The sequence below is a fragment of the Streptococcus sp. GMD4S genome, assembly GCF_000296955.1.
This window is the reverse complement of the sequence record NZ_AJRE01000023.1, coordinates 1-1,447: the sequence shown is the minus strand read 5'-3', so window position 1 is coordinate 1,447 and position 1,447 is coordinate 1. Positions and strand designations below refer to the sequence as shown.

The window sequence follows — 1,447 nt, the reverse complement described above, 5'->3', positions numbered from 1 at the left end:
CAGATGTTCACGTGGACTTTATGATTGGTTCGAATCAAATGGATATCGATGGTATCCGTGAGGATGGAACACGCGTACCACTCTTCCGCAATGGAGACTGGGCAATTTAAGGAGAAGCTATGCTTGGAAGTATGTTTGTTGGTCTCCTAGTAGGACTCTTGGCAGGTGCTTTAACCAATCGCGGAGAAAGCATGGGATGCTTTGGGAAAATGTTTCTCGGCTGGATTGGTGCTTCTTTGGGGCACCTGCTCTTTGGAACTTGGGGTCCAAATCTAGCGGGGATAGCTATTGTTCCAGCTGTTTTAGGTGCTATGGTTGTCTTAGCTATTTTCTGGAGACGAGGAAGTTAATTTCTTAAATCTGATACTCAATGAAAATCAAAGAGTAAACTAGGAAACTAGCCGCAGGCTGCTCAAAGCACTGCTTTGCGGTTATAGATAGAACTGACGAAGTCAGCTCAAAACACTGTTTTGAGGTTGCAGATGGAAGTTGACGCGGTTTGAAGAGATTTTTGAAGAGTATGAAAAGAAAAGGAGGTTGGTCATTGTACCAGCCTCCTTTTGAGTATGATATAATAGTTTTATGAGATTAGATAAATTTTTAGTTGCATGCGCTGTGGGAAGTCGGACGGAGGTCAAAAACTTGCTCAAGGCTGGACGCGTGACGGTCAATGGCAAAAAAGAAAAATCAGCAAAATTGCAAATAAATGAAGAAAAAGACGAAATTCGCTTTGATGGTCAAGTGCTAGAGTACGAGGAGTTTGTCTACTACATGATGAACAAGCCCCAAGGAGTCATTTCGGCGACTGAAGATCCCAAGCATAGAACGGTTCTGGACTTGTTGGATGACTATGGACGTGCCAAAGAAGTCTTTCCTGTAGGGCGATTGGATATCGATACGCATGGACTCTTACTCTTGACAAATGATGGAAAGCTGGCTCATTCCCTTCTATCGCCCAAGCGTCATGTAGATAAAACTTATCAAGCTCAGGTCAAGGGAATCATGAGCCAAGAAGATGTGGAAACATTTGGCAAGGGTATTCCGCTCAAGGACTTTACCTGCCAGCCGGCCAAACTGGAGATTTTGTCAGTGGATTCATATAAGGATGAGAGCCAGGTTCGGGTGACTATTAGAGAAGGAAAATTTCATCAAGTCAAACGCATGGTAGCATACTGCGGGAAGGAAGTAGTGGACCTACAACGTTTGGCCATGGGGACTCTAGTTTTGGATGAGAATTTGAAACGAGGAGAATGGCGTCGCTTGACCAAGGAGGAGTTAGAAGTTCTCCTTGCTAGTATTGCTTAGTTTGGATTATGTTAGAAAAGGTGAGGAGAAAGTCCCTGCCTTTTTCATTTTTCAGTTGCTTCCTTTGTGAAAAGAGTTATAATAGACAGTAGAATAAAAGGAGGAATCTATGAACGCGATTCAAGAATCATTTACAGATAAA

Annotated in this window: 3 protein-coding genes; all 3 read left to right on the top strand. The window is 43.1% G+C overall.

What is annotated here, in order from left to right; all coding sequences use genetic code 11:
• The coding region (locus GMD4S_RS12740; RefSeq protein WP_008289001.1) for an aminopeptidase at positions 1–110 on the top strand (110 nt) is incomplete at its 5' end.
• Between the two features lie 9 nt (positions 111–119).
• On the top strand, positions 120–350 hold the full coding sequence (locus GMD4S_RS00445; protein ID WP_000901578.1) for a GlsB/YeaQ/YmgE family stress response membrane protein: 231 nt from the start codon (positions 120–122) through the stop codon (positions 348–350).
• Positions 351–582: 232 nt separating this feature from the next.
• Entirely contained in the window at positions 583–1,305 is a 723-nt protein-coding gene (locus GMD4S_RS00440) for a pseudouridine synthase (RefSeq protein ID WP_008282969.1), read from the top strand.
• Positions 1,306–1,447: the final 142 nt, after the last annotated feature.